Origin of the sequence: Mesorhizobium sp. M0478 (genome assembly GCF_040321305.1) — a bacterium.
Classification (GTDB): Bacteria; Pseudomonadota; Alphaproteobacteria; order Rhizobiales; family Rhizobiaceae; genus Mesorhizobium.
Window position 1 is genome coordinate 199,008 of sequence record NZ_JAMYRH010000004.1, and the last position, 26,292, is coordinate 225,299.

At 64.2% G+C, this 26,292-nt stretch carries 20 protein-coding genes; 10 read left to right on the top strand and 10 right to left on the bottom strand.

All coding sequences use genetic code 11. The features are described 5' to 3' along the window. Positions 1 to 84: 84 nt before the first annotated feature. The 7 genes from NKI64_RS12115 to NKI64_RS12145 all read left to right on the top strand — a co-directional run bounded on the left by NKI64_RS12115 (position 85) and on the right by NKI64_RS12145 (position 12,817). Positions 85 to 5,571: an alpha-2-macroglobulin family protein gene (locus tag NKI64_RS12115; RefSeq protein WP_352668135.1), complete on the top strand. Its 5,487-nt coding sequence runs from the start codon at positions 85 to 87 to the stop codon at positions 5,569 to 5,571. An 83-nt stretch (positions 5,572 to 5,654) separates the two neighbouring features. After that, positions 5,655 to 7,760, top strand: a complete 2,106-nt coding sequence (gene pbpC / locus NKI64_RS12120; protein WP_031203746.1) for a penicillin-binding protein 1C — start codon at positions 5,655 to 5,657, stop codon at positions 7,758 to 7,760. A 241-nt stretch (positions 7,761 to 8,001) separates the two neighbouring features. Beyond that, positions 8,002 to 8,697 carry a M15 family metallopeptidase gene (locus NKI64_RS12125; protein WP_023714805.1) on the top strand — a complete coding sequence of 232 codons (696 nt, stop codon included), beginning with the start codon at positions 8,002 to 8,004 and terminating at the stop codon, positions 8,695 to 8,697. A gap of 230 nt (positions 8,698 to 8,927) precedes the next feature. Beyond that, on the top strand, positions 8,928 to 9,956 hold the full coding sequence (locus NKI64_RS12130) for a sulfate ABC transporter substrate-binding protein (protein WP_023673082.1): 1,029 nt from the start codon (positions 8,928 to 8,930) through the stop codon (positions 9,954 to 9,956). 18 nt (positions 9,957 to 9,974) lie between these two features. Then, positions 9,975 to 10,826, top strand: coding sequence for a sulfate ABC transporter permease subunit CysT (cysT, locus tag NKI64_RS12135; RefSeq protein ID WP_352668137.1), 852 nt, complete (start codon positions 9,975 to 9,977; stop codon positions 10,824 to 10,826). Next, a complete protein-coding gene (gene cysW / locus NKI64_RS12140; RefSeq protein WP_023690809.1) occupies positions 10,819 to 11,703 on the top strand; it encodes a sulfate ABC transporter permease subunit CysW in 885 nt (294 codons plus the stop codon). The genes cysT and cysW overlap by 8 nt, the downstream gene beginning before the upstream one ends. A 73-nt stretch (positions 11,704 to 11,776) precedes the next feature. Further along, positions 11,777 to 12,817: a sulfate/molybdate ABC transporter ATP-binding protein gene (locus NKI64_RS12145; RefSeq protein ID WP_023673079.1), complete on the top strand. Its 1,041-nt coding sequence runs from the start codon at positions 11,777 to 11,779 to the stop codon at positions 12,815 to 12,817. Between the two features lie 14 nt (positions 12,818 to 12,831). Here NKI64_RS12145 and NKI64_RS12150 read toward each other — a convergent pair whose 3' ends face one another. After that, a complete protein-coding gene (locus NKI64_RS12150; protein ID WP_023725412.1) occupies positions 12,832 to 13,230 on the bottom strand; it encodes a type II toxin-antitoxin system VapC family toxin in 399 nt (132 codons plus the stop codon). Further along, entirely contained in the window at positions 13,230 to 13,502 is a 273-nt protein-coding gene (locus tag NKI64_RS12155) for an antitoxin (RefSeq protein ID WP_352668140.1), read from the bottom strand. The genes NKI64_RS12150 and NKI64_RS12155 overlap by 1 nt, the downstream gene beginning before the upstream one ends. A 239-nt stretch (positions 13,503 to 13,741) precedes the next feature. Here NKI64_RS12155 and NKI64_RS12160 point away from each other — a divergent pair, with 239 nt between their 5' ends. Continuing rightward, on the top strand, positions 13,742 to 14,728 hold the full coding sequence (locus tag NKI64_RS12160) for a sulfate ABC transporter substrate-binding protein (RefSeq protein WP_023744562.1): 987 nt from the start codon (positions 13,742 to 13,744) through the stop codon (positions 14,726 to 14,728). A gap of 260 nt (positions 14,729 to 14,988) precedes the next feature. Beyond that, a complete protein-coding gene (locus NKI64_RS12165) occupies positions 14,989 to 15,438 on the top strand; it encodes an RrF2 family transcriptional regulator (protein ID WP_023673075.1) in 450 nt (149 codons plus the stop codon). Between the two features lie 65 nt (positions 15,439 to 15,503). Here NKI64_RS12165 and NKI64_RS12170 read toward each other — a convergent pair whose 3' ends face one another. Then, positions 15,504 to 17,045 (bottom strand): acyl--CoA ligase, encoded by a 1,542-nt coding sequence (locus NKI64_RS12170; protein WP_502901372.1) that lies wholly within the window; start codon positions 17,043 to 17,045, stop codon positions 15,504 to 15,506. Positions 17,046 to 17,158: 113 nt separating this feature from the next. On the opposite strand from NKI64_RS12170, the gene NKI64_RS12175 reads away from it, so the two are divergent. Continuing rightward, a complete protein-coding gene (locus NKI64_RS12175) occupies positions 17,159 to 18,307 on the top strand; it encodes a hypothetical protein (protein WP_352668144.1) in 1,149 nt (382 codons plus the stop codon). Here NKI64_RS12175 and NKI64_RS12180 read toward each other — a convergent pair. From NKI64_RS12180 to NKI64_RS12210, 7 genes are all read right to left on the bottom strand, one after another. Beyond that, positions 18,302 to 18,856: a gluconokinase gene (locus NKI64_RS12180; RefSeq protein ID WP_023725416.1), complete on the bottom strand. Its 555-nt coding sequence runs from the start codon at positions 18,854 to 18,856 to the stop codon at positions 18,302 to 18,304. The two genes, NKI64_RS12175 and NKI64_RS12180, sit on opposite strands and share 6 nt — an antisense overlap. A gap of 2 nt (positions 18,857 to 18,858) precedes the next feature. Continuing rightward, the gene (locus NKI64_RS12185) at positions 18,859 to 19,845 is read right to left on the bottom strand and encodes an ABC transporter permease (protein WP_023673071.1); all 987 of its coding nucleotides are present in this window, start codon (positions 19,843 to 19,845) and stop codon (positions 18,859 to 18,861) included. After that, complete coding sequence (locus NKI64_RS12190; RefSeq protein ID WP_023725417.1) at positions 19,842 to 20,822, bottom strand: ABC transporter permease; 981 nt, start codon at positions 20,820 to 20,822, stop codon at positions 19,842 to 19,844. The genes NKI64_RS12185 and NKI64_RS12190 overlap by 4 nt, the downstream gene beginning before the upstream one ends. After that, positions 20,819 to 22,384 (bottom strand): sugar ABC transporter ATP-binding protein, encoded by a 1,566-nt coding sequence (locus NKI64_RS12195; RefSeq protein WP_352668147.1) that lies wholly within the window; start codon positions 22,382 to 22,384, stop codon positions 20,819 to 20,821. Before NKI64_RS12195 ends, NKI64_RS12190 begins: the two co-directional genes overlap by 4 nt. A 93-nt stretch (positions 22,385 to 22,477) precedes the next feature. Then, positions 22,478 to 23,602 (bottom strand): sugar ABC transporter substrate-binding protein, encoded by a 1,125-nt coding sequence (locus NKI64_RS12200; RefSeq protein WP_023682221.1) that lies wholly within the window; start codon positions 23,600 to 23,602, stop codon positions 22,478 to 22,480. 325 nt (positions 23,603 to 23,927) lie between these two features. Next, the gene (gene gntR, locus NKI64_RS12205) at positions 23,928 to 24,956 is read right to left on the bottom strand and encodes an HTH-type transcriptional regulator GntR (RefSeq protein WP_023682222.1); all 1,029 of its coding nucleotides are present in this window, start codon (positions 24,954 to 24,956) and stop codon (positions 23,928 to 23,930) included. Between the two features lie 159 nt (positions 24,957 to 25,115). Next, positions 25,116 to 26,288: an MFS transporter gene (locus tag NKI64_RS12210; protein ID WP_050588124.1), complete on the bottom strand. Its 1,173-nt coding sequence runs from the start codon at positions 26,286 to 26,288 to the stop codon at positions 25,116 to 25,118. Positions 26,289 to 26,292: the final 4 nt, after the last annotated feature.

Sequence of the window (26,292 nt, forward strand, 5' to 3'; positions counted from 1 at the left end):
GGGCGGAAACCTGCCCGTCCTCGTGTTGACAAGCTTGACTGAAGCTTGAACATGCCGCGGACGTAGCAGTGTCTGGAGGGTGTTATGGCGATGCGCGCGGCGGCTCGTGGTCTGTCGATCTTGATTCTTCTCATTTTCGCCTGGGGGTCTGTAGCGCAAGCGGCCGAAGCCCGCCGGGTGGTGACCTCAAATAATTCCGACTATTTCGGCTTCGATCTCAGATCGGACCAGAATGTCAGCCTCGATCAGTGCAAGACGACATGCCTCGGCGACCCCGCCTGCCGCGCCTTTACTTACAACAACAAGGCCAAATGGTGCTTCCTAAAATCCGACTATAACCAGTTGAAACCCTTCAGCGGCGCGGTCGCGGGCAAGGTCGTCAATGTCGATGGCGACCCCGATATCGGCGCCCCGCCGGAACTCGCCTTCTTCCCCAACTGGATGGCCGACCAGGCCCAGCAATACCGCAACAAGCTGACCGATCCGGCCTATGACAAGCCGACCGACGGGCTGGAATCACTCCGCGCCGCCGCCGAACAGGCTGCACTGACCGGCGACCATGGCCAGGCCATGAACAAATACGAGGCCGCGGTCTCGGTCCTGCCTGACGACGGCCAGCTTTGGCTCGGTCTGGCGCGTGAAACGCTTGCCATACAGCCGGCCAGCGGCACCTCCGAATCCTACAATCTGCCGGTCAAAGGCACCTCCGCCGCCATCAACGCCTACAAATTGCTGCGCACCACCAAGACCCGCGCCGAAGTGCTGGCGCTGCTCGGCAACGGCCTCGACCGCCGCGATCTCTACCGTCCGGCCCTGCAGGCTTATGAAGCCAGCCTCGCGCTGGTCAGTTCGCCGGCGGTCAAGGCCGAATATGAGGATCTCAAGGCCCGCAAGGGCTTCCGCGTCATCGATCACTCGATCGACGCCGACACCAGCGCGCCGCGCATTTGCGCGCAGTTTTCCGAGGAGCTGGTGAAGACCGGCGTCGACTACGCCCAGTTCGTCACCGTCGACAACCAGCCGCCCAAGGGCGTCGAGGCCAAGGACAAGCAGATCTGCGTCGAAGGCCTGGAGCACGGCCAACATTACGAAGTGACCTTCCGCGCCGGTCTGCCGGCCGCCATTGGCGAGGTCACCGCCGCTCCGGTCGTGCTGTCGATCTATGTGCAGGACCGCGCGCCGTCCGCCCGCTTCACCGGCGACAGCTTCGTGCTGCCCGCCGGCGCCCGCCGCGGCATCCCGGTCGTCACCGTCAACATGAATGCCGCACAGATGAAGCTCTACCGCATCGGGGATCGTTCGCTGGCGCAGCTTCTGTCCGGCTATCAGTTCCTGAAGCAGCTCGACGGCTATGATATCTCCAGCATTTCCGACCAGATGGGTGAGCCGGTCTGGCAGGGGCAGCTCGATATCGCCAACGACCTCAACAAGGACGTCACGACTTCGTTCCCGGTCGACGAAGCCTTGCCGCAGCGCAAGCCCGGCGTCTACGTGCTGACCGCGCAAGCGGTAAATGAAAATGACGAGGACAATTACAATTCGCTTGCCACGCAGTGGTTCGTCGTCTCGGACATCGGCCTGTCGACCTATACCGGCCAGGATGGCCTCAATGTCTTTGCCCGCTCGCTCGGAACCGCCAAGCCGATCGCCGGCGCCGAACTGACGCTGCTGGCCAGGAACAATGAACTCCTCGGCACAGCCACGTCGGACGCCGAAGGCCATGCTGTCTTCAACCCCGGCCTGACGCGCGGCGACGGCGGCATGGTGCCGGCCGTTCTGATGGCCAAGCAGGGCGACAACGATTTCGTCTTCCTCGACATGGGCCGCGCCGGCTTCGATCTGTCCGATCGCGGCGTCGCCGGACGCGCCGCACCGGGCGCGCTCGATGTCTATGCCTGGACCGAACGCGGCATCTACCGCGCCGGCGAGGATGTGCATGTCGCAGCCCTTGCCCGCGACGGCGCCTCCAAAGCGGTGGAAAACCTGCCGCTGACCTTCATCTTCACCCGTCCCGACGGCGTCGAGAACCGCCGCATCGTTGCCGATGGCGTCTCGGCCGGCGGCTATGCCGTCGACCTGCCGCTGGAAGCCAACGCCATGCGCGGCACCTGGACGGTGTCGATCTATACCGATCCCAAGCAGGCGGCCGTTTCCAGCCAGATGTTCCTGGTCGAAGACTTCGTGCCGGATCGCATCGAGTTCGACATGAAGTCCGACAAGCAGGAGATCGCACAGGGCGAAACCGCCAACATCGACATTGACGGCCGCTTCCTCTATGGCGCGCCGGCCGCCGGCCTCGCGCTCGAAGGCGAGCTGACGTTGTCGACAGCGCGCGACTGGGACCGTTTCGCCGGCTATTCGTTCGGCCTTGCCGACGAGCAGTCGGCCGAGCCTTCGGTGACCCCGTTCACCGGTCTGCCGGTGGTCGGCGACGACGGCAAGGCGACCTTCCCGGTCACGGTCGACCAATTGCCCGCGACCACCAAGCTGGTCGACGCCAAGGTCACGGTTCGCATGCGCGAAACCGGCGGCCGCGCCATCGAGCGCTCGCTCAACATCGGCATCCGCCCGCAAGGCCACATGATCGGCATTCGTCCGGATTTCGCCGACAATGAGGTGCCGCAGGGCGGCACCGCCAAATTCAGCCTCATCGCGGTCGATCCCGACGGCAAGCGCGAGACGCTGAAGGGCGCGCAGTGGTCGCTGGTCAAGGTCGAACGCAATTACCAGTGGTATCGCAACAACAACTCGTGGAACTACGAACCGGTCACCTTCACCAAATCGATCGCCAACGGCCAGGTCGATCTCAGCGCCGATGCCGAGGCGACCGTGACGATGCCGGTCGACTGGGGCCAGTACCGGCTCGAGATCGAGACTGCCGATCCCGAGGGCCCGGCGACCAGCTATGAGTTCGACGCCGGCTGGTATGTCTCCTCGACCTCCACCGAAACGCCTGACGGGCTCGAGATCGCTCTCGACAAGGACAGCTATGCCGTCGGCGACGTGGCCAAGCTGAAAGTGTCGCCGCATTTTGCCGGCGAACTGCTGGTCACCATCGGCGCCGACAAGCTGCTCAAGACGGTCACGGCAACCGTGCCGGCCGGCGGCAGCACGGTCGACATCCCGGTCGGTGACGACTGGGGCGCCGGCGCCTACATCACCGCAACCCTGTTCCGGCCCGGCGATGCGCAGGAAACCCGCATGCCGGCGCGCGCCATCGGCGTAAAATGGCTGACGGTCGACCCAGGCTCGAAAAAGCTCGCGGTTACCCTGACGCCGCCGGACAAGACGATGCCGCGCCAGCAGCTGTCGATCCCGGTTTCGGTCGCCGGCGTAGCGCCGGGCAGCAATGCCTATGTCACGGTCGCTGCCGTCGATGTCGGCATTTTGAACCTCACCAACTACAAGGCGCCGGATCCGGAGGGCTGGTATTTCGGCCAGCGCATGCTCGGGCTCGAAGTCCGCGACATCTATGGCCGTCTCATCGACGGCTCGCTCGGCACCAGCGGCAAGCTCAGGACCGGCGGCGACGGCGCCTCGATGCAGCCGCAAGGCAGTCCGCCGACCGAAAAGCTGGTCGCCTTCTTCTCCGGCCCGGTCCAGCTCGACGCCGACGGCAAGGCGAGGATCGACTTCGACATCCCGCAGTTCAACGGCACCGTGCGCGTCATGGCCGTCGCCTGGACCAAGGAGGCCGTCGGCCATGCCACGACCGATGTCATCGTGCGCGATCCGGTGGTGATCACCGCCGGCCTGCCCCGCTTCCTGGCGCCTGGAGATGCAGCGATCATGCGGCTCGATGTCGCCGACACCGACGGTCCGGAGGGCGACTATGCCCTGTCGATCGCCACGACCGGCGACCTCTCGACCGGCGACAAGCCGTTGCCCGAAAAGCTGACTCTCGCCAAGGGCAAGCGCCAGACGCTGACTGTGCCGCTGGTTGCACAGACGGCGGGTAATGCCTCGATCACCATCAAGCTCGCCCATGGCGACGGCACCGCCGTCGAGCAGACGCTGTATGTTCCGATGCGTCCGGCGCAATTGCCGGTCACCACCCGTCTGGTCGTCGACCTCAAGGGCAATGGCGGCTCGCTGCGCATCGACAAGGAGCTGCTCGCGGCAAGCCTGCTCGACGGCGCCTCGATCAGCGTCGGCGTTTCGCAGGCTGCCGCCTTCGACGTGCCGTCGCTGCTGATGACGCTCGACCGTTACCCCTATGGTTGCGCCGAGCAGACCACCAGCCGCGCCATGCCGCTTCTCTACGTCAACGATCTGGCGTCCGGCGTCGGCATGCAAAGCGATCCCGAACTGCACGACCGCGTCCAGGCGGCCATCTACAAGGTGCTGAGCTACCAGGCTTCGGCCGGCAGCTTCGGCCTGTGGGGTCCGGGCTCCGGCGATCTGTGGCTTGACTCTTACGTCACCGACTTCCTGACCCGGGCGCGCGAGCAGAACTACGACGTGCCGGCCCCGGCGATGAGCCAGGCGCTGAGCAATCTGCAAAACTCGGTCGGTTACGACCAGGACGTCCAGGATCGCGGCAGCGAAATCGCCTACGCGCTCTATGTTCTGGCCCGCAACAAGAAGGCCTCGGTCGGCGATCTGCGCTACTACGCCGACACCAAGCTCGAAGCCTTCTCGAGCCCGATGGCCATCGCCCAGTTGGCGGCGAGCCTGGCGCTCTACGGCGACGCGCAACGTTCGGAAGCAACCTTCCAGACGGCGCTGCAGCTGGCCAAGTCGACCACCGAGTACGACTACTACCGGTCCGACTATGGCTCGCGGCTGCGTGATGGCGCCGCGATCCTGGCGCTCGCCGCCGAATCGAAGCCGGTGCCGACCATCGTGCCGGAGCTGATCCGGCTGGTGGCAAGGGAACGCGCCGATGCCCGCTGGACCAGCACGCAGGACGAGTCCTGGATGCTTCTGGCGGCCCGCGCGCTGAAGTCGGGCAACGACTCGATCACGCTCTCGGTCAACGGCGCGCCGCATGCCGGTGGGTATTCCAACCACCTCAGCGGCACCGACATTGCCGACAGCCCGCTGACCATCGCCAACACCGGCGCCACGCCGCTGCAGGCGGTCGTCACCACGGTCGCCTCGCCGGTAGAGCCCTTGCCGGCCGGCGGCGACGGCTTCACCATCGACCGCACCTACTACAAGCTCGATGGCACCGAAGCCAACGTCACCGAGGCGACGCAGAACGAACGCTACGTGGTCGTGCTCAAGGTTTACGAGCAGAACCGCTGGCCTTCGCGCCTGCTGATCACCGACCTGTTGCCGGCCGGCTTCGAGATCGACAATCCGGGCCTTGTTTCCAGCGCCCAGCTGTCGAACTTCACCTGGCTGGCGCAAACCGACGCCGCCCATCTCGAATTCCGCGACGACCGTTTCGTCGCGGCATTCAATCCCAATGACGGCGATGGCGACCGCAACATCATGCTGGCCTATGTCGTGCGTGCGGTGACGCCGGGCACCTATGCCCATCCGGCGGCCACGGTGGAGGACATGTACCGGCCGCAATATTCGGCCCGCACCGCCACCGGTATGATGGAGATCAAGGCGCCGTAAGGCGCCTTGACGAAGATGAACACGCCGATGTCCGCGACCATCTCCTTCTCCCCGCTATGCGGAGAGAAGGAGCCGGCAGGCGGATGAAGGGCACCACCATGCTCTCCAGAAAATTTCTCCGTCGAACAGGCATCGCCGCCGCCTCCCTCGTCGGCTTTGCGGCGATCGCTGCCGCTTCTCTCTGGGAACTCGACCGCGCTTTTCCGCCGCCGCTGCCCGGAAGGCTCACCGTCTGCACCGAGGTCCAGGACCGCGACGGCCAGCTGTTGCGCGCCTTCGCCACGCCGGACGGTTACTGGCGGCTCGACACTCATCTCGACCAGGTCGACAAGCAGTTCGTCGACATGCTGGTCACCTATGAAGACAAGCGCTTCTGGGACCATGATGGCGTCGATGTGCTGGCGCTGGCGCGCGCCGCCGGCCAGTTCGCCACCAGCGGCCATATCGTCTCCGGCGGCTCGACCCTGTCGATGCAGCTTGCCCGGCTGATCGAGCCACGCGAAAACCGCAGCCTCGGCTCGAAGATCAAGCAGATGCTGCGTGCCATCCAGATCGAGCGGCGGCTGTCCAAGCAGGAGATCCTCGAACGCTACCTGACCTTGGCGCCCTATGGCGGCAATCTTGAAGGTGTGCGCGCCGCCTCGCTCGCCTATTTCGGCAAAGAGCCGAAGCGGCTGACGGTCTCGGAAGCAGCACTGCTCGTCGCCTTGCCGCAATTGCCGGAAAAGCGCCGGCCCGACCGCAATCTCACCATCGCTCATGCCGCCCGCGACCGCGTGCTGACCCGCATGGTTTCGGCAGGCCTGCTTGGCGAGCGCGAGGCCGCGCGCGCCGCCCTCGACGATGTCTCGGGCCTGCGCCGCAAATTGCCGGCGCTGGCGCCGCACGCCGCCTACGCCATGCTGCCCAAGGCCGTGCCCGGCAAGCCACTGCAGCTTACGATCCGCAAAAGCGTCCAGCAAGGGCTGGAACAGGTGGCGCGCGATGCCGCGATCAAGCTTGGCCCGCGCCTGTCGGTCGCCATGGTGATGGCGGACGCACGCACCGGCGACATTCTTGGCGAAGTCGGCTCGGCCGATTTCTTCGATGCCAGCCGCTCCGGCTGGATCGACATGACCAGGATCGTGCGTTCGCCCGGTTCGACGCTGAAGCCGTTCATCTATGGCCTCGCCTTCGAGCAGGGGCTGGTGGCGCAGGAAATGCTGATCGAGGACAGTCCGGTCGATTTCGGCGGCTACCGGCCAAAGAATTTCGACATGGGCTATCAGGGGGATGTCTCGATCCGCCAGGCGCTGCAGCTGTCGCTCAACGTTCCGGCGATCCGCGTGCTCGACTCGGTCGGCCCGGCACGGCTGATGGCGCGCTTCCGCCAGGCCGGCGTCAGCCCGGTGCTACCGGTCAACGAGGCGCCGGGCCTCGCCATCGGCCTCGGAGGCGTCGGCGTAACGCTGCGCGATCTCGTCCAGCTCTATACCGGCCTGGCCAATGGCGGCAAGGCAAACACGCTGCATGACGGCACCGAGCCGGCCAACGACGAGCGCGCCACCGCCACCATCCTCGACGCCCAGGCGAACTGGCAGATCACCGACATATTGTCGGGCGTAAAGCCGCCTGAGGGCGCCTTGCAGCGCGGCATCGCCTACAAGACCGGCACGTCCTACGGCTATCGCGATGCCTGGTCGGTCGGCTTCGACGGCCGCTACGTGCTGGGTGTGTGGGTCGGCCGCGCCGATGCCGGTGCGGTGCCCGGCCTGTCCGGCTATGTCTCGGCCGCCCCCATCCTGTTCGAGGGCTTCGTCCGTTCAGGCCTGACCGCCGTCCCGTTGCCCAGCCAGCCGGCCGGCGTCGTCAAGGCCAGGCGCGAAGACCTGCCGGTGACATTGGCGCGCTTCGGCGCCGGCGCCGACGGACTGGTGCAGGCAGGCCCGACGGAACCGGCGCCAACGATCATTTTCCCGCCCAACGGCGCCCGCGTCGATCTCGCCACCAATTCCGCCGAGGCCTCGCCGCTGGTGCTGAAACTGCAAGGCGGCCGCGCGCCGTTCCGCTGGCTGGCCAATGGCAAGCCGCTCGTCGGCATCGACCGCCGCCGCACTGCGACCTGGCTGCCCGACGGCGCCGGCTATTCGACGCTCACCGTCATCGACGCCGTGGGACGCGCGGCAAGCGTGAAGGTGTTCGTTGAATAGATGGCGCCAAGCGATTCAGGGGATTGGGCTTCTTCGCCCGAGACCCGGCGCGAGGCACCCCCCTCTGGCCTGCCGGCCATCTCCCCCGCAAGGAGGGAGATTATTCGCCTCGCTGCCTTCGCCAATCTCCAACGGTCGAGTAGTAAGCGCGAGGTCCAAACCGCCAATCTCCCCCCTTGAGGGGGAGATGCCCGGCAGGGCAGAGGGGGGTGCCTCGCGCTGTCCTTCGTTGGCAAGCTTCATGGCGGCAACGCTGATGATCCTCGTTGCACCCCCCGCCCACGCCGATCCCCTGCCCGCCGGCTTCGTCCGCCTGGCCGATGTCGATCCCTCGATCCGCCAGGACATCCGCTATGCCGGCCTGGAAAATTTCCTGCATCGCAAGGCCGATGGCTACGACGCCCCAGTCTGCATCCTCACGAAGCAAGCTGCGCAAGCGCTGTCCGGCGTGCAGAAAGCGCTCGCCGCCGACGGCCTGACGCTGGTCGTCTTCGACTGCTACCGCCCGGCCCGCGCCGTTGCCGACATGGGCAAATGGACCAGAGAGGGCGGCCCGCCCGATCCGCAATGGTACCCTCTGGTGCCGCGCGGCGACCTCATCGCCAAGGGCTATATCGGCGAATTGTCCACCCATTCGCGCGGCTCGACCGTCGATGTCGCCATCGCCCGCAGCGACGGCAAGAACAAGTCATCCGCCGCTTGCGGCGCGGCCGGCGCCGGCACGCTCGGTTTCGGCACCAGCTTCGACTGTTTCGACCCGGCAAGCGAAACCGCCCATCGCCCATTGGCGGCAGAAGCGGCGGCAAACCGCAAAAGGCTGCTCGACGCCATGCGCGCCGGCGGCTTCAAGAATTATGCGCGCGAGTGGTGGCACTACACGCTTCGGGATGAGCCGTATCCAAAGCTGCGCTTCGATTTTCCCATCACTGCGGGCTGAACCGCCCGGTGCTACACCGAGCCTTCCCTCGCTCGGCCTTGCTTCTGCGCTGTCAGCTCCTAGATAGCGTCAAACCGGCCGGATTCGGGTTAGACCAATATGAGGAAAATATTTCCTCCCGAAACCCAATATCGGCGAAAATTTCCTTCGGGGGGACAAAAAATGCAACGTTGAATGCATCTAATTTCTATCAATTCGATAGAGTTCAGCCGTCATCAACGGAGGCGGAAATGACCAAACCTCATTTCAAGAAACTGCTCGGCGCACTGGTCGCCACATCGATCCAGTTCGGCACGCTCGGTTTCGCGTTTGCCGATACGACCATTCTGAACGTGTCCTACGACCCGACACGCGAACTCTACAAGGCCTATGACGAAGCCTTCGTCGCACACTGGAAGGCCGAGACCGGCGAGACGGTCACCATCCAGCAATCGCATGGCGGCTCCGGCGCCCAGGCCCGCGCCGTGATCGACGGCCTCGATGCCGATGTGGTGACGCTGGCGCTCGAAGGCGACATCAACGCCATCGTCACCAAGTCGAAGAAGATCAACCCGGACTGGCGCAAGAAGTTCGAGAACAATTCGGCGCCTTACACCTCGACCATCATCTTCCTGGTCCGCAAGGGCAACCCGAAGGGCATCCACGACTGGAGCGATCTGGTCAAGGACGGTGTCCAGGTGATCACGCCGAACCCGAAGACGTCGGGTGGCGCCCGCTGGAACTACCTTGCCGCCTGGGCCTATGCCAACGCCAATGATGGCGGCGACGAGGCCAAGAACAAGGAATTCGTCGGCAAGCTCTACGCCAATGCTCCGGTGCTCGACACCGGTGCGCGCGGCTCGACGGTCACCTTCGCGCAAAAGGGCATCGGCGACGTGCTGATCGGCTGGGAAAACGACGCCTATCTGGCGCTCAATGAATTCGGAGCCGACAATTTCGAGATCGTCTATCCCCCGACCTCGATCCTGGCCGAGCCGCCGGTGGCGATCGTCGACGCCAATGTCGATGCCAAGGGCACCCGCAAGGTCGCCGAAGCCTATCTCGGCTGGCTCTATTCCAAGGAAGCCCAGACGATCATCGCCAAGAACCACTATCGTCCGGCCAAGCCCGAGCTGGTGGATGCGGCTGACATTCCGAAGACGCCCGAAATCAAGCTGATCTCCATCGACGATCCGCTTTTTGGCGGCTGGAAGAAGGCACAGCCTTATCATTTCGGCGATGGTGGTATATTCGACCAGATCTACAAGCCGGCCCAGTAGGATTTAGATCAGGACGACATGACCATAGCACCCGCCAAGGCGGGGTGGCGATTCAGACAGCCGAGTGTCATTCCGGGTTTCGGATTGACGCTCGGCTTCTCGCTTGCCTACCTCACGCTCATCATCCTCATCCCCCTGTCGGGCCTGATCTGGCGCTCGGCAGCCCTCGGCTGGACCGATTTCTGGGCGATCGCCACCGACCGCCGGACCATCAACGCACTCGAAATCAGCTTCGGCACAGCCTTCATCGCAGCCGCCGTCAACATCGTCTTCGGCACGCTCGTCGCCTGGGTGCTGGTGCGCTACCGCTTCCCCGGCCGCCGCGTCGTCGACGCCATGGTCGACCTGCCCTTCGCGCTGCCGACCGCGGTCGCGGGCATTGCGCTGACCACTCTTTATGCGCCCAATGGCTGGATCGGCCATCTCCTGGCGCCGCTCGGCATCAAGGTCGCGTACACGCCGCTCGGCATTGTCGTGGCGCTTGTCTTCATCGGCCTGCCGTTTGTCGTGCGCACGGTGCAGCCGATCATGGAGGAGATCGACAAGGAAGTGGAGGAGGCCGCTGCGACGCTCGGCGCCAACCGCTTCCAGATCATCACCCGCATCCTGTTTCCCGGCCTGGCGCCGGCCATCATCACCGGCTTCTCACTCGCTTTCGCGCGCGGCGTCGGCGAATACGGCTCGGTCATCTTCATCGCCGGCAACCTTCCCTACAAGTCGGAGATCGCACCGCTTCTGATCGTCATCCGGCTCGAGGAGTACAATTATCCGGCGGCCACCGCGATCGCGGCGATCATGCTTTTGCTGTCGTTCGTGATGCTGCTGGTCATCAACCTGGCGCAGTCATGGAGTCGCAAGCGCTATGGCTGACCCCGAGATCAAATCCTACGAACCGCATCACGAGAGCCGGTCGGCGGCGGTGACCGAAAGCCGGCCGGTGCGGCTGCTGCTGATGGCGGTGGCCTTCGCCTTCCTCGCCATCTTCCTGCTGCTGCCGCTGATCATCGTCTTCCACGAGGCGCTGGCGAAAGGCATTGGCGCCTACACGGAATCGCTCTCCAATCCCGATACGCGCTCGGCGATCCGGCTGACGCTGCTGGTGGCGGTGATCGCCGTTCCGCTCAACGTCGTCTTCGGCATTTCGGCTGCCTGGGCGATCGCCAAGTTCGAGTTCAAGGGCAAGGCTTTTCTAACCACGCTGATCGACCTGCCCTTCTCGGTCTCGCCGGTCATTTCCGGCCTGGTCTATGTGCTTTTGTTTGGCGCTCAGGGACTGTTCGGTGAATGGCTGAAGGCGCACGGCATCCAGATCTTGTTCGCCGTGCCCGGCATCGTGCTCGCGACCATCTTCGTCACCTTCCCCTTCGTTGCCCGCGAACTGATCCCGCTGATGCAGGAACAGGGCAACGGCGACGAGGAAGCCGCGCTCTCTCTGGGCGCCAATGGCTGGCAGACCTTCTGGTACGTGACGCTGCCCAACGTCAAATGGGGATTGCTCTACGGCGTGCTTCTGTGCAACGCCCGCTCGATGGGCGAATTCGGCGCGGTCTCGGTCGTGTCGGGCCACATACGCGGGCTGACCAACACCATGCCGTTGCATGTCGAAATCCTCTACAACGAGTACAACGCCGTCGGCGCTTTTGCCGTCGCTTCGCTGCTTGCCGGCCTGGCGCTGGTCACGCTGGTCTTGAAAACACTTCTCGAGATGCGCTACGGCGCCGAGATCGCCGCGACGCGCGGGCACTGACTAAATGCATATCGCCCAAGACTGGGAACCGGTTTTGGGACAACGACATGCACCAAATTACTGAGGGATCTACATGGAAGTTCGCGTTGCCAACGTACGCAAGGAGTTTGACCGGTTTCCGGCCCTCCATGACGTATCGCTTGACATCAAGTCGGGTGAGCTGATCGCGCTGCTTGGGCCATCCGGCTCCGGCAAGACGACGCTGCTGAGGCTTATCGCCGGCCTGGAGCGGCCGACGCGCGGAAAGATCTTCTTCGGCGACGAGGACGCCTCGCACCGCTCGATCCAGGAGCGCAATGTCGGCTTCGTCTTCCAGCACTATGCGCTCTTCCGGCACATGACGGTCGCCGACAATATCGGCTTCGGCCTCAAGGTGCGGCATGGACCGTCGCGACCACCGGCGGCCGAAATCCGCCGACGCGCCTCCGAACTGCTCGATCTCGTTCAGCTTTCCGGCCTGGAAAAGCGCTATCCGGCGCAACTTTCCGGTGGCCAGCGCCAGCGCGTGGCGCTCGCCCGGGCCATGGCCATCGAGCCCAAGGTGCTGTTGCTCGACGAGCCGTTCGGCGCGCTCGATGCGCAGGTGCGCCGGGAACTCCGCCGCTGGCTGCGCGAGATCCATGACCGTACCGGCCACACCACCGTCTTCGTCACCCACGACCAGGAAGAGGCGCTCGAGCTTGCCGACCGCGTCGTGGTGATGAGCCAGGGCCGCATCGAGCAGGTCGGCTCCGCCGACGAGATCTACGACACGCCGAACTCGCCCTTCGTCTACTCCTTCATCGGCGAATCGAGCATGCTGCCGGTCAAGGTTGAGAATGGCGAAATCTGGCTCGCCGACCGTCCGATCGGCGTGTCGGCGCCGCACGCACCCGAGGGCGATGCGACGCTGTATTTCCGCCCGCACGATATCGAACTGCTCGACGGCTGCAGCGGCTGCATCGCCGGCACGGTCGCCGCCAGCCGCCGCGTCGCCGGCACAAGACGCGTCGAACTGGAAATCGGCGGCGAGCGCCAGCGCGTCGAGATCGAACTGCCTGTGGACCATCCTGCGGCGCAGAAGAGCCGGGTGGCGTTCAGGCCAAGGCGCTGGAAGCTTTTCCCGGCGGCATAGACATCGATCCGGCGCTACTCCAGCCAGTTCTCGAGCGTCAGGCCCTTGATCCGACGGAACTCAGCGGTGTTGGCCGTCACCAGTGTCGTCCCCAACACACAGGCATGGGCAGCAATGAAAAGATCATTGTGGCCGATTGGCTGGCCTCTGGCCTCCAGCTCGGCACGAAGTGCTCCGTATTCGTTATCCATCGGCACATCGAGCGGCAGCACAGGTAACTCGGCGAGCAATTGCTCGACCTTGGCGAGCAGCTTGGCCGATCCCTTGCGGGCGCAGCCATAACGCAGCTCCGAGGCGACAACGATGCTGGTGCACAGGGCACCGTCTCCCGCGCGAACCGCCGTACTGGCGGCTTTGCCGGCCGGATTTCGGATCATGTCGCTGATGATGTTCGTGTCCAGCATGAACCGCATCAGAAGATGTCCTCGGGCCCCACGGGCGCATCATGAATCTCGGGAAAGTCGTCTTCAGGACCAAGCGGCGGCTCTTTCGCCCATTGGGCAAGGAGCGCGACGAGGCCGGGTTTGCGGACCGGCTCGATGATCAGCCGGTCGCCATCGCGGCTGATCAGGACCTTCTCGCCAGGCAGCTCGAATTCGACAGGGATGCGAACCGCCTGACTGCGGTTGTTGCGAAACAACTTCGCCTCCCTGGACGGTGGTATCGAGTGACGGTGCTGCGGCATGGCAGCCTCCCTGTCTGTTCCATTTGTATATGCCATTTGTATATGCCACTCGGCCTCGAATTGCAAACCACAGAAAACCCCAACGCATCGGCATTTCGGCTGGAATGAAATTTCGCCGATAACCTGCTTCAGCGATTTCTTTTTCGCTGCAACGCCATACGTCTGCCCCGTGTGCCTCGCAGTACACCCTCCGGCCCAGCTATGTTCTGGCAACGCATTGCACATCGGAGCCTGTTTTCATGAAGCGATTTTTCCTCAGCGTCGCCACTGTCGCCGGCCTGATCCTCGCCTGTTCGCAGGCCTGGTCGGCCGACAAATTGCTCAACGCTTCCTATGATGTCGGCCGCGAATTGTTCGCCCAGGTGAACAAGGCTTTCGTCGCCGGCCATCCGGGCTTCACCGTCGACCAGTCGCACGCCGGCACCTCAGCGCAAGCGCGCGCCATTGCCGAAGGCCTCGGCGCCGATGTCGTCACCTTCAACCAGGTCACCGACATCGACTTTCTGGTCAAGAAAGGCCTCGTCTCCGCCGACTGGCAGAAGGATTTCCCCGACAACGCCTCGCCCTTCTATTCGCTCCCATCCTTTCTCGTCCGCGCGGGCAACCCCAAGCACATCAAGGACTGGAACGACCTCGTGCGCGACGACGTGCAGGTGATCTTCCCCAACCCCAAGACGTCGGGCAATGCGCGCTACACCTATCTGGCCGCAACCGCCTACGCCAAGGAAGCCTTCAAGGGCGACGACGCCAAGGTGAAGGAGTTCGTCACCAAGCTGTTCAACAACGTGCCGATCTTCGACACCGGCGGGCGCGCCGCCACCACCACCTTCGTGCAGCGCGAGATCGGCGACGTGCTGATCACCTTCGAGTCGGAAACGCGCGGCATCCGCAAGGAGTATGGCAACGACAAGTTCGAACAGGTCACGCCAACGGTCAGCCTGCTCGCCGAATTCCCGGTGGCGATCGTCGACAAGGTCGCCGACGAGCACGGCAGCCGTGACCTCGCCAAGACCTATCTCGACTTCCTCTACACGCCCGAGGGCCAGACCATCGCGGCTGAAAATGGCCTGCGCGCCCGCAACGCTGAAGTCGCGGCAAAATACAAGGCCGACTTCCCCGATGTCCGCCTGCTGACGGTGGAAGACGTCTTTGGCGGCTGGGACAAGGTACAGAAGGAGCACTTCGCCGCCGGCGGTCTGCTCGACCAGACCTATGGCAGCCGCTGATATCAGCAGCGTTCGACCTCACCTCACAAGAAAGCCGGCGCTTTGCCGGCTTTTTTGATTTCGCGCGCCGACAAACGGCTTTCAGGCGGAATCTGTCGCGATCGGCGAAAACGTTACAAAGAATCAACGCCTTTGTGCCTAACATCTCAACCGGGCGGCTTGTTCTACGCGAAACCGGGTTGTTCAGGCGAAACGTCATGATTTGCACACAAACAACCGCCAGATGCGGGTGGTTGGGGTTTTCATGAACTGAAGCGGGCATGCTTACCAAAAAAGGCAAATACGGCCTCAAGGCCCTCGTGCATCTTTCCGGCCTGCCGGTCGGCCAGCTTGCATTCGTCAACGACATCGCGATCGCCAACAACATCCCGAAGAAATTTCTGGATGCCATTCTGGGCGAGCTGCGCAATGCCGGTTTCGTCCTCAGTCGCAAGGGCAAGGAAGGCGGTTATCGCCTCGCCCGGCCGGCTTCCGAAATCAAGATCGGCCACGTCGTGCGCGTGCTGGACGGCCCGCTCGCTCCCATACCCTGCGCCAGCCGCACGCAATACCAGCGCTGCGAGGATTGCGACGAGGCGACCTGCCAGGTCCGGCACATGATGCTGGAAGTGCGCCAGGCGATCGCCGAAGTGCTGGACAATCGCAGCCTCGCCGCCATGCGCGACGCCGACAATGATGATTTTCCGGTCGAGCTGACATCGCAGATCTAAATTAGAGCATGGTCCCGAAAAGTGGGAACCGGTTTTCGGACAAGATCATGCTCAAATGAGAGTCCTCAGACCAGGCCGAGCTTGCCGGCCAGGCCGACGCGCTGGATCTTGCCTGTGGGACCCTTGGGTATCTCCTGAAGAAACAAGATGTGGCGCGGCACCTTGAACTCGACAATGCGGCTGCGCGCGAAATCGCGTATCTCATCGGCGTCGGCGATGGCGCCCTCGGCCAGCACGATAGCCGCACCCACCTCCTCGCCGAGCATGGCATGCGGCACGGCGAAGGTCACCGCCTGCGCCACCAGCGGATGATCGAGCAGCACATTGTCGACCTCGAGCGGCGAGATCTTTTCGCCGCCGCGGTTGATGATCTCCTTCAGCCGCCCGGTGATCTTCAGATCGCCATCCTCGTCGATGAGACCCTGGTCGCCGGTGCGGAACCAGCCATCGCTGAAGGCAGCTTCATTGGCCACCGGATTGTCGAGATAGCCATCATGGATGTTGGCGCCGCGCACCGCGATCTCGCCCTTTTCACCCGCCGGCAGGATCGTCCCCTTGTCGTCCAGGATCGTCACCTGCGGACCCGCAGGCAGGCCGACCGAGCCTGGCTTGCGGCGTGCCGGCGGCAGGCCGTTGGATGTCATCTGGTGCGCCGCCTCGGTCATGCCATAGGCCTCGACCACCGGACAGCCGAAGACGCGCTCGAGGTCGCGGAACACGGTGTCGGGAAGCGCTGCCGAAGACGAGCGGATGAAGCGCAGCCGCGCAGCCGCGATGGTTTCGCCATTGCGGGCGGCGCGCGCCAGGATCGCCTGATGCATGGTCGGCACCGCGCTGTACCAGCTCGGCCGGAAATCGCCCAGCCAGCCGTAGAATTTGAGCGGGTTGAAGCCCGGCGTGCAGACAACAGCGCCGCCGACTGCCAGCTGTGCGCTGAGCGCCGCCATCAGCCCGTGAATGTGGAACAGCGGCATCACGTTGAGACAGATATCGTCTGCCGAAAGCGCCAAGGTGCGGGCGATGTTGGCCATTGATGCCAGCAGATTGCGCTGCCGCAAGCCGACGATCTTCGGCCGCGCCGTGGTTCCCGATGTGTGCAGGACAAGCGCGAAATCGTCGGGCCCGTTGAGCTGCACCTTGTCGCGGCGTGCCTCGCCGGCAGCCGCAAGTTCGGCGTCGCCCAAGAGGAGAAACTCGCCGGCCTTGGCGCCGTCAGTCACGACGACGTCGAGCACCGCAATGCCGAGCCCCTTTGCGGTGTTGCGCGCGGCATCGCCCATGCCTTGTCCGCACAGCAGCAGCTTCACATCGAGATCGCCGAGATAGAAGCGGAATTCGTCTTCGCCGTAAGCCGGATTGAGCGGCGCAGCCGTCGCCAACGCCGAGACCGCCAGGAAACAGGCCGCCATTTCCGGGCCGTTGGGCAAGACGATGCCGACGGCCGTGCCGCGGGCAACGCCACGCCTGGCGAGATCGCCGCAGAGCTTGTCGACAAGATTGGCGAGGCCGGCAAAGCTCAGGGATGGCCGGTCCGGCGCCATCAGCGCCACAGCAGCCGGCTGCCAGGGCTCCAGTTGAGGAAGTGCTACCGATAGGGCCTGTTTCAAGTTCGAACCCTGAATGGCGTTCACCATGGCCTTGCCGGCGCCGATTGCGCGCCCGTGGCAGACGCAGTAAAGCGATTTCCGGACGCACGCAAGAACAGGTGGACACCGATCGGATGAGGCTGCCGTGGCTGGGAAAATCCCGGAAAGCCGACCGGACACCATCTTCCGCCGTCATTTATCATACGGAAATCATCGCCGACATCCTGGTGCCCGAACGCGCCGAGCATGTCCGCTTCTTCAGCCGCAAGCAGGTCCGCGCCGGCAAGTTGCGCACCTTCAACAACAGGGATTTCCGCGAGCTGCTGCTGGCCGCCTTTTATCTCGGGGTCGCGGCATTGCTGCCGGTCAATTGGTGGGCCGCGATCTGCAGCCGCGTATCGGGGCTGCGCCTCAAGCGCCATATCCGCAAGGATTTCGTGCGCTACGCTGCCGCGACGCGCGCCGTGCTCGGCAATGGCATCGATGCGCAAAGGCAGTTCAGGGCCTTGCTCTGCGCCAACCACCGCCGGCGTTTGCTACTTGCCGCGCATCTCATCGGCCGCCGCTGGTCACCTGATATCCGGCTGGAGGGCCTGGAAGGCCTGCAAGCGGCGCTGAAGCGCGGCCACGGCGCTATCATCTGGTGCGATCAGTTCACGACCCAGACCATCATCGGCAAACGCGCTCTCCATGAAGCCGGCATCGAGACACACCAGCTCAGCGTCAGGGCTCACGGCATATCCGATTCGACCTTCGGCTTGCGCTTCCTGAACCCGCCGATGGTTCGGGTCGAGAACCGTTTCCTGAAAAGCCGGATCGTGTTCGACCGCAGTGACGCCTACCAGGTCACCGGCCGGATCCAGAAGATCCTTGGCAGCAACGGCGTGGTGTTGGTGACCAACACGGTGCATGCCGGCTCGACATTCACCGAAGTCGGCCTTGGCGAGAGCGGCTGGACCCACCTGGCTTCGGCGCCGACGAATTTCGCTGCCAGAGGCAAGGCGGCGCTGTTTTCCATGTCGACCTTCGAGACCGATCCGTTCCGCCAATACCGCGCCGTCCTAAGTCCCGAACTGGTGCCGGCCCCGGCAGAGGCCGGCGCGCCCGCGACCAGAGCCGGCGGCGCCAAGAACATGGCGCTTCAGGCCGAGTACATATTGCTCAAGCGCGACCGCTTGCTGGAGGCGCTGAAACTCTATCCCGAGCAAATGATGGTCTGGTCAGGCCATGACCGGTTCACCGAACGGCCGGAAACCGCCTTGCCCGACGAGGGTGGTTCATGATTTTGCGCCGGCCAGCAGGCTGGCAACGGCGGTGACGATTTCAGCCACTGGAAGTGTGGCGTCGGCCGTCAGCGCCCGCTCGTCGGCGCCAGGCGGTTCAAGGATGGCGAACTGGCTTTCGACCAGGCTTGCCGGCATGAAATGCCCCTTGCGGCTGGCGACACGCTGCTTGGCGGTAGCGGGATCGATCTTCAGATAGATGAAAACGATGTCCCGGCGGAAGCCGCTCAGACGATCGCGGTAGCTGCGCTTCAGCGCCGAGCAGGCGGCAACCACGCTTTGGCCGCTGCCGGTCAGGTCCGCGATCCGCTCGCCAATGGCATCGAGCCAGCCCTCACGCAGTTGATCTGTGAGCGGCTCACCGCTCGCCATGCGGGCGACGTTTTCGGGCGGGTGCAGCCTGTCGCCTTCGACAAAGACGGCCCCTTCCTCTGCTGCCAATGCTTTGCCGACAGCCGACTTTCCGCAGCCGGCGACGCCCATCACCACAATGGCCCGAGGCACTGAGCCGGTAGCGCCCATTGGCGCCTGTGCCGTCTTTTCGTCCACGGTCAGCGGCTTGCCGGCGCGCGGCCGTAGAGCAGGAGCATGGCAACGATGACCAGGCCATAGACGATCTGCCGCCCCGCCTCCGGCATCTGCATGACCGAGAGGATGGACTGCAGGAGCGTAATCAGGATGACACCGGCGACGGTGCCGAGATAGGAGCCGCGGCCACCCAGGATCGAGGTGCCGCCCAGAACCACGGCGGCGATCGACGGCAAGAGATAGGCATCGCCCATCGATTGCGCCGCCTTGGAGGCATAGCCGGCGAGAAGCACCCCGCCAAAGGCGGACAGCCCGCCTGAGATAGCGAAGGCGATCATCACCACGCGCCTTGTATCGATGCCGGAGAGATAGGCGGCACGCTCGCGGTTGCCGATGCCGTAGACGGTGCGGCCGAAGCTGGTGCGGGACAGCACGAACACCATCGCGGCACCAATCAGCGCCCAGATGATGACGGCGTTAGGCACGCCAGGAATGGTAAAACCTGTCGCAAGATAGCGCATGGCGCCGGTGGCCGAATCCTGTGGCGAGTAGCCGCCGGTATAAACGACCATGAGCCCTTGCGCGACAGCGTTGGTGGCGAGCGTGATGATCATCGAGGGTATGCGCAAATAGGCGACGCCAAAGCCGTTGACGATGCCGATCAGCACCCCGCAGAAGATGCCGAACGGGATGGCCAGCGCCACACCGATCGGGCCATAGGCCGCGGCCGCACACGCCATCATCGCGCCCGCCGCCACCGCCCACGGCACCGACAGGTCGATCTGGCCTAGCAGGATGACCAGCATCATGCCTGTGGCGATGACGCCGAGGAACGAGGCCACCTTGAGCTGCTGCAAGAGATATTCAGGCGACAGAAAGCTCCTGGAATAGAGGCTGCCTAGGAACAGCAACAGCACGATGCAGGCGAAGGCCGTCAGCACCGCCGGATCGGCGCGGCGGATGAATTTCGGCATGCGGCCGGCGATACCGCCCAATGTCGTTTCGCTCACAGGAACCACTCCAGCCGGTTGCGGACCCGAAACAGCGCAAAGGCGCCAAGGCTGACCGCGACCAGCAGGATAACGCCCTGGAACAGCGGCTGCCATAGCGGATCGAAATCGAAAACGAACAACAGGTCGCCGATGGTGCGGAAGGCCAGCGCGCCGAAGATGGCGCCGATGGCGCTGCCCTTGCCGCCAAACAGCGAGACGCCGCCCAGCACCACGGCGGCAATCGAAAACAGCGTATAGGCGTTGCCGCTGGCATAGGCTGCATCGCCGGTATAGGTGAAGAAGGTCAGGAACAGTCCGCCGATCGCGGCCAACAGGCCTGCGAGCGCGTAGGCAGCGAACTTGCCGCGCCTTATCGGCACACCGGACATGTAGGCCGCCGTCTCCGACGAGCCGGCCGCATAGGCCGCCCGCCCGAGCACCGAGCGGCTGAACGGTACCCAGACCACGAGCACGACGGCGAGCAGCACGACCAGGCTCGCCGGCATCACGCCGAACAGGCGTCCGGTCAGCGCGTCGGCGAGACCTTCGTTGACCGAACCGCCGGGAAACGGCCTGAGCAGCAGCGCGATGCCGAAATAGACCGCACCCGTGGCGATCGTGGCGACGATCGGCTGCAGGCGGCCGTAGATGACGATGGCGCCGTTGATCGCCCCGCAAAGGAGCCCGGTGCCGAGCACGGCGATGACGCCGAAAGCGGTCTCGAGGCCGGTGCCGATGACCAGCCAGGAGGCGAGGCAATTGGTCAGCGTGAAGATCATGCCGACGGAGAGGTCGATGCCGGCGGTGATCACGACCAGTGTCTGCGCCATGGCGACGAAGGCGAGCAGCACGCCCTTGTTGGACGCCGTCTGCACGACATTGGCGGTGAAGCCCGCCGGATGGTTCGAGGTGTAGATGACGAACATGACAATGAATATGCCGAGTGCCATCAGTGTTCCGCGCTGCTCGGCCAGCCAGTAGCGCCACTCTTTCACGCGTCCGCTCCCTGTCTTGCGCCGGCATCGTCTCTCGCGCCGCCGTCATCGCCGTGGATGTTGAGCGCGCTTGCAATGAGCGCCCGCTCGGTGATCTCGGCCCCGACCAGCTCGCGCTTGACCGCGCCGTCATAGAGCACCAGCACGCGGTCGCAGCAGCCGATCAGTTCGTCATAGTCGGTCGAATAGAACAGGATCGCCGCCCCCGCATCCGCCAGCTTGCGCATCAGTTGATAGAGTTCCTGCTTGGTGCCGACATCGATGCCGCGCGTCGGATCGTTGAGCAGGATGATGCGCGGCTGGCGCATCAGCCATTTGGCGATGACCACCTTCTGCTGGTTGCCCCCCGACAGCGCACCGACCGGAATGTCGAGGCCGGCCGTCTTGATCGCCAGCAGCCCGACCATGTCGTCGATCAGCCGCTGTTCGGCGGCGCGGTCGATGATGCCGGCCTTGGACAGCCGGTCTAGGGCGGCAAAGGAGAGGTTCTCGCGCACCGTCATCGGCAGCATCAGGCCTTCGGTCTTGCGGTCCTCCGGGATCAGCGCCATGCCGATGCGGTCGTCGCGCGCCGCTTGCGGGCTGGCGATCGAAACAGGCTTGCCGTCGATAAGGATCTGTCCGCCGAGGCCGCGCAGCACACCGAAAAAGGCAAGCAGCAATTCGCGCTGGCCCTGGCCGTCCAGGCCGCCAAGGCCGACGACCTCGCCTGCCCCGACCGTCAGCGAGACATTGTCCAGCCGGTCCGTCCAGGACAGCTTGCGCGCCTCCAGCACGGGAACGGCGGCGGCTGCGGTGCGCGCGGGTTTCGGCGGGAAAATATGGCTGTATTCGCGCCCGATCATCAGTTCGACGACTTCGTTGTCGCTCTTTGTGCCTGCCTTGTAGCTGGCGACATTGCGGCCGTTGCGAAACACCGTGCAGTGGTCGGCAAGCTCGGCGATCTCGTTCATGCGGTGCGAAATGTAAAGCAGCGCCAGCCCTTCCGAGCGCAATCGCTTGAGCACGCTGAATATCCTGGCGACGTCCGTCGCGGTCAGCGCCGAGGTCGCCTCGTCGAGGATCAGGATGCGCGGCTTCCTGGCCAATGCCTTGGCGATCTCGACCATCTGTCTTCTTGAAAGCGGAAGATCCTTGACCAGCGCCAATGGATGGATGTCGGCCGCACCTGCGCGTGCCAGCGCATCCTCGGCAATGCGGCGCTGCGCCTTGCGGTCGATCATGCCGAAACGCTTCGGCGGATCGGAGATGACGATGTTGTCGGCAACGCTGAGTTCGGGAACCAGCGACAGCTCCTGGAAGATGCAGACGATGCCGGTCTTGTTTGCAGCAGCAGGCGAAGCGAACGTCACCTCGCTGCCGTTCAGCATCATGCGGCCTTCGTCGGGCGCGACGACGCCCGCCATGACCTTGATCAGCGTCGATTTGCCGGCGCCGTTTTCGCCGAGAATGGCGTGGATGCTACCGGACGAGACCGAAAGCTCGGCCTTTTCCAGCGCCCGCACACCACCATAGCGCTTGGATATGCCTTCCATCCGGAAGAGCGGAACCGCACCGTCCATCGGCCCTCCCGAGGCAGTTTGACTTCAAGGGATATCGAGTGGCCGGCGCCGCGGAGATCCCGCGGCGCCGGATATGCCGCCTATTGGTCAGCCCTATTGGTCAGCTTTGGTCTGGCCCATGATTTCCTGCGCGGTGAAATTGATGCCGCAGGTCGGGAAGGAATTGCCGACGAAGAAATTGTCGGACTGGTCGGGGAAGAAATCCTGACCGGCCTTGAAGTTCGGATCCTCGACGATCGCCAGTGGCAGTTTCACTGCTTGCGGAACGACGTTGCCTTCGAGCGCGGCAATCGCCGTCTTGATGGCGACCGCGACCTGCGCCGGACCGGTGCCGGCCGATGAGCATTTCAGCCCGTCGCCGGCATGTGCCGCGCAGAACTTGCGGAAACCGTTCTCGGTCTCCCCGCCGAACGGCACGAAAGCATGCTTGGCATCGATCATCGCCTGCACGATTCCGGTGTCGCCGCCTTGCCCGGTTATGCCGTCGAACGGACCGTTGGTGGCAATGGCGTCGGCCGTGGCCTTCTGTGCCACGCCGTCGTCCCATTTGCCGACCACCTCGGTGACGTCCCATTTCTTGCCGGAGGCATCGAGCGCTTCATGGATGCCGTTGTGACGGTCGGTGTCGACGGAAGTCCCGGCAACGCCGCGCACTTCGAGCACCTTGCCGCCATTCGGCACATGGCCGACCAGCCATTTGCCCCACAATTCGCCAAGGCCCTTCTGGTCGACATTGACGTTGATGGCGTCCTTGGTATCGAGAATATTGTCGAAGGCGACGAGGATGACGCCAGCTTCCTTGGCGCGCTTGATGACCGGCCCGAAAGCGGTCGGGTTCTGGGCGTTGACGACGATCGCGTCATAGCCGGAATCGATGAAGTTGTTGATCGCCGAAATCTGAGCCGGCACGTCCTCGCCGGTCGAGACGACCTTGAATTCCTTCAGTTTCGCGGCGACCTCCGGCTGGGCCGCATAGGCCTTGGCGGTCTGCACCATCTGGATGCGCCAAGTGTTGGCGATATAGCCATTGGCGAGCGCGATGCGGTATGGGCCGTCTTTCTTGGGGAACTTGAAGAACTGCGTATCAGCCGCCCAGGGCGCAAAGCAATCCGGCTCAGCCGACGGTCCCTTGACGACTTCCGGGTCGGCCATGGCCGACGAACTCAGCATGACGAATGCAGTGGCGGCAACGATGCCACCAACAAGTGACTTGATCATCGATATTCCTCCCAGTTGTAGTTTTGTTTGCTGCTGCTTGTTTATTTGATGCTGTTTGTCGTGGTGTGTTTCCACGCCTGCCGAAGGCCCTCCAGCCTGGCCGGCGCCACGTCTCAAGGGCCCGAAGCCGGCCCGATCCCCTCCCCCTCGCCGCTTCACAGGCGAGAAACGAAACTAGCATATTATACATAATAAACAAGCATGAGCTGTTGCTTATGTATAATAAACAGGGGCGGCCTTTCATCAAAACGTCTGCCCGACGAAAATGGTAGCGCTACCATGACGTTGTGTAAAGCACCATTTGCTGAGGCCGGCCAAAGCGTGTTCAGCGTGCGGTGCTCTCGCGGGGCTTGAGTTCGAAACCAAGATCGACGACCCGCTGCTCAGGCCTTCGTCCTGCGATCGCCGCCAGCGCCATGGCGACAGACCGACGGCCGATTTCATAGCGAGGGGTGCGGATACTGGTGAGCGGCGGGAACGCCGCCTGCATCATTTCGAGGTCGTTGAAGCCGACAATGCCGATTGTTTTCGGCACGTTGAGCGCGGCGCTATGGCATTCGAACAAAACGCCGAGCGCGATGTCGTCATTGTTGCAGAAGACGCCGTCGAGCGCCGGCATCTTGGCCAGCGCATCGCGAAGCAGCTCGCGGCCGAGCGTCACGCTGGACAGTAGCGGCGTGGTGGTGACCAGCCGCGGGTCGAACAGGCCGGCCTTCTCCATTGCCGCGCGATAGCCGGCAAGCCGCCGCTGCGAGCGCGGGTCCATGCGTGCGCCGATGAAGCCGATCCGCCGGTAGCCCGCCTCGATCAGATGCTCGGTCGCGGTGCGGCCGCCGTCGAAATGCGAGAAGCCGACCAGCATGTCGACCGGATCGGGCCCGGTCTCCATCACCTGCACCACCGGGCAGCCTGCGCTCTCCAGCAGCTTTCGCGAGGTCGGCGTCTGGTCGATGCCGGCCACGATCAGCGCCGCCGGGCGCTGCGGTGCGAACACCTGCAGCAGGCGCTCCTCCTCGAGGCCGGAATAATGGGTGTTGCCGAGCTGGACGCGGAACGGGCCGTCCGACAGGCTGTCATAGATGCCGCGCACCACTTCGGCGAAGACGTTGTTGGTCAGCGACGGCACCAGCACGCCGAACACATCGGCGCGCGCCGAGGCCAGCGCCCGTGCATTGGGATCCGGGACATAACCGAGTTCGTCGACGGCGGCCTGGATCTGGCGCCGCAGATCCTGGCTGACGCGTTCCGGTTCGCGCAGCGCCCGCGACACGGTGATGGCGCCGACGCCGGCCTTGCGCGCCACATCTGATAGGGTCGGGCGGCCGCCCCCACGACGCGAGCGCGGCTTGGTCATGGACATCCTCCACGTGCCGGGCCCCGGCCGCTGCGCCCTTGCGAAACCATGTTCAGCTTTTCCACTGCCACCATGCCAACCGGCTGCTGCCGCACCCACTCGCCTGCTGGCGTCGCGCAGCCAATCGCCCTTGTCAAGCAACAGGGCAATCCTGCCTTCCTAAGCCATCAGGGCAGCACTGCGTTTTGCTTTCCACAGCAGCAGCCCGATGGCCACTATGTTCAGCAAGTTCCACGCGATCCCGTTGAGGAACGCGGCGGCGTAAGAGCCGGTCAGGTCGTAGATCCAGCCCGACATCCAGCCACCGATCGCCATGCCGAAGATGGTCGCCATCATGACGATGCCGATACGCTGGCCGGCCTCCCTGGCGGGCAGGTATTCGCGCACGATGATGGCATAGCAAGGCACGATGCCGCCTTGCGACAGGCCGAACACCAGCGACACGACATAGAGCGAGGCAAGCCCGTCGAACGGGATGTAAAACAAAAGCGACAGGCATTGCAGCACGGAACCGATAAGCAGGGTTTTCACGCCGCCGATGCGGTCGGCGACAAAGCCGGAGGCGAGCCGGCTGACGACGCCCGCCGCCATCATGATCGACAGCATGTCGGCGCCATGCGCAATGCCGTAGCCAAGATCCATGCAATAGGCGACGATGTGCACCTGCGGCATCGACATCGCCACGCAGCAGCCGAGACCGGCAACGATCAGCAGCACCTGTAACGCCGCCGGCGACAGCGAAATCGACTGCACTGGCCGGCTTCCGGGCGAACCGGCGGCAGCCGCCGTCGGAGCAGCGCGCCGCAACAACAGAACCAGTGGCACCATGGTGACCAGGCAGAAGACACCGATGCCGGCATAGGTGAAGCGCCAGCCTTCCGCCTTGATCAGTGTCGGCATGATGGTTGGCCAGAGCGCTCCGGCGAGATAGTTGCCAGCCGCCGCAGCTGTGACGGCGACGCCGCGCCGACGGTTGAACCAGTGCGAGATGTCGGCGATCAGCGGCCCGAAGATCACCGATGTGCCGACACCAATCAGCACGCCCTGGGCAAGGGTGAATTGCAGGATAGAGGTCGACAGCGCGGCGAGCAGCAGGCCGGCGGCGAGAGCCACCGAGGATAGCAGTGCCGGGATCCAATACCCCATGCGATCGACCGCGCGGCCAACCAGCACATTGCCGGCGGCGAAGCCGACCATGGTTGCGGTGTAGGGCATCGATGCCGCGGCGCGGTCAACGCCGAACTCGGCCTGCACGGCCGGCAGCACGACGACGACGGCCCACATGCCGACCGCACCGATCGTCGCCAGCAGCATTGAGATGGCAAGCCGCATCCAG